This window comes from Escherichia sp. WS33, assembly GCF_046486385.1.
In the GTDB taxonomy this organism is placed as follows: domain Bacteria; phylum Pseudomonadota; class Gammaproteobacteria; order Enterobacterales; family Enterobacteriaceae; genus ECMA0423.
This window is the reverse complement of record NZ_JBJQLJ010000077.1, coordinates 1-2,072: the sequence shown is the minus strand read 5'-3', so window position 1 is coordinate 2,072 and position 2,072 is coordinate 1. Positions and strand designations below refer to the sequence as shown.

At 53.8% G+C, this 2,072-nt stretch carries 1 protein-coding gene and 2 pseudogenes; 2 read left to right on the top strand and 1 reads right to left on the bottom strand.

All coding sequences use genetic code 11. The features are described 5' to 3' along the window. Positions 1–75: pseudogene (locus ACJHXA_RS23750) on the top strand (IS6 family transposase); the annotation flags it as partial. A 53-nt stretch (positions 76–128) separates the two neighbouring features. Here the strand turns inward: ACJHXA_RS23750 and intI1 are convergent. After that, positions 129–1,133 (bottom strand): annotated as a pseudogene (gene intI1 / locus ACJHXA_RS23745) (class 1 integron integrase IntI1); the annotation flags it as partial. Between the two features lie 155 nt (positions 1,134–1,288). On the opposite strand from intI1, the gene dfrA14 reads away from it, so the two are divergent. Then, entirely contained in the window at positions 1,289–1,762 is a 474-nt protein-coding gene (gene dfrA14 / locus ACJHXA_RS23740; protein WP_004201280.1) for a trimethoprim-resistant dihydrofolate reductase DfrA14, read from the top strand. Positions 1,763–2,072 lie beyond the last annotated feature (310 nt).

The following is a 2,072-nucleotide window of genomic DNA, read 5'->3' as shown; positions in this document are numbered from 1 at the left end:
GGCCAGGCCTCAGCATTTTATTATGGTGATCCCCTGGGCGAAATGCGCCTGGTAAGCAGAGTTTTTGAAATGTAAGGCCTTTGAATAAGACAAAAGGCTGCCTCATCGCTAACTTTGCAACAGTGCCCACTAGTGAGGGGCGGCAGCGCATCAAGCGGTGAGCGCACTCCGGCACCGCCAACTTTCAGCACATGCGTGTAAATCATCGTCGTAGAGACGTCGGAATGGCCGAGCAGATCCTGCACGGTTCGAATGTCGTAACCGCTGCGGAGCAAGGCCGTCGCGAACGAGTGGCGGAGGGTGTGCGGTGTGGCGGGCTTCGTGATGCCTGCTTGTTCTACGGCACGTTTGAAGGCGCGCTGAAAGGTCTGGTCATACATGTGATGGCGACGCACGACACCGCTCCGTGGATCGGTCGAATGCGTGTGCTGCGCAAAAACCCAGAACCACGGCCAGGAATGCCCGGCGCGCGGATACTTCCGCTCAAGGGCGTCGGGAAGCGCAACGCCGCTGCGGCCCTCGGCCTGGTCCTTCAGCCACCATGCCCGTGCACGCGACAGCTGCTCGCGCAGGCTGGGTGCCAAGCTCTCGGGTAACATCAAGGCCCGATCCTTGGAGCCCTTGCCCTCCCGCACGATGATCGTGCCGTGATCGAAATCCAGATCCTTGACCCGCAGTTGCAAACCCTCACTGATCCGCATGCCCGTTCCATACAGAAGCTGGGCGAACAAACGATGCTCGCCTTCCAGAAAACCGAGGATGCGAACCACTTCATCCGGGGTCAGCACCACCGGCAAGCGCCGCGACGGCCGAGGTCTTCCGATCTCCTGAAGCCAGGGCAGATCCGTGCACAGCACCTTGCCGTAGAAGAACAGCAAGGCCGCCAATGCCTGACGATGCGTGGAGACCGAAACCTTGCGCTCGTTCGCCAGCCAGGACAGAAATGCCTCGACTTCGCTGCTGCCCAAGGTTGCCGGGTGACGCACACCGTGGAAACGGATGAAGGCACGAACCCAGTGGACATAAGCCTGTTCGGTTCGTAAACTGTAATGCAAGTAGCGTATGCGCTCACGCAACTGGTCCAGAACCTTGACCGAACGCAGCGGTGGTAACGGCGCAGTGGCGGTTTTCATGGCTTGTTATGACTGTTTTTTTGTACAGTCTATGCCTCGGGCATCCAAGCAGCAAGCGCGTTACGCCGTGGGTCGATGTTTGATGTTATGGAGCAGCAACGATGTTACGCAGCAGGGCAGTCGCCCTAAAACAAAGTTAACCCAGGATGAGAACCTTGAAAGTATCATTGATGGCTGCGAAAGCGAAAAACGGCGTGATTGGTTGCGGTCCAGACATACCCTGGTCCGCGAAAGGGGAGCAGCTACTTTTTAAAGCATTGACCTACAATCAGTGGCTTCTGGTGGGTCGCAAGACGTTTGAATCTATGGGCGCACTCCCCAATAGGAAATACGCGGTCGTTACCCGCTCAGGTTGGACATCAAATGATGACAATGTAGTTGTATTTCAGTCAATCGAAGAGGCCATGGACAGGCTAGCTGAATTCACCGGTCACGTTATAGTGTCTGGTGGCGGAGAAATTTACCGAGAAACATTACCCATGGCCTCTACGCTCCACTTATCGACGATCGACATCGAGCCAGAGGGGGATGTTTTCTTCCCGAGTATTCCAAATACCTTCGAAGTTGTTTTTGAGCAACACTTTACTTCAAACATTAACTATTGCTATCAAATTTGGAAAAAGGGTTAACAAAGCTATGCAATCGACGGCAAAAAGCTTCGTTCGCTTCGCGCACTACGCCTTTTCCGCGATTGATAGCGACGTTATGTGAATATTGAAATGAGCATTCCAAAGAAAGGAAGTAGAAAAATTATCGTGGGCGAAAATGAGTTTTTGTGGCTCATTAGGTCAAAACTCACATATTCGCAGGACGGCACTGTTGCAAATAGTCGGTGGTGATAAACTTATCATCCCCTTTTGCTGATGGAGCTGCACATGAACCCATTCAAAGGCCGGCATTTTCAGCGTGACATCATTCTGTGGGCCGTACGCTGGTACT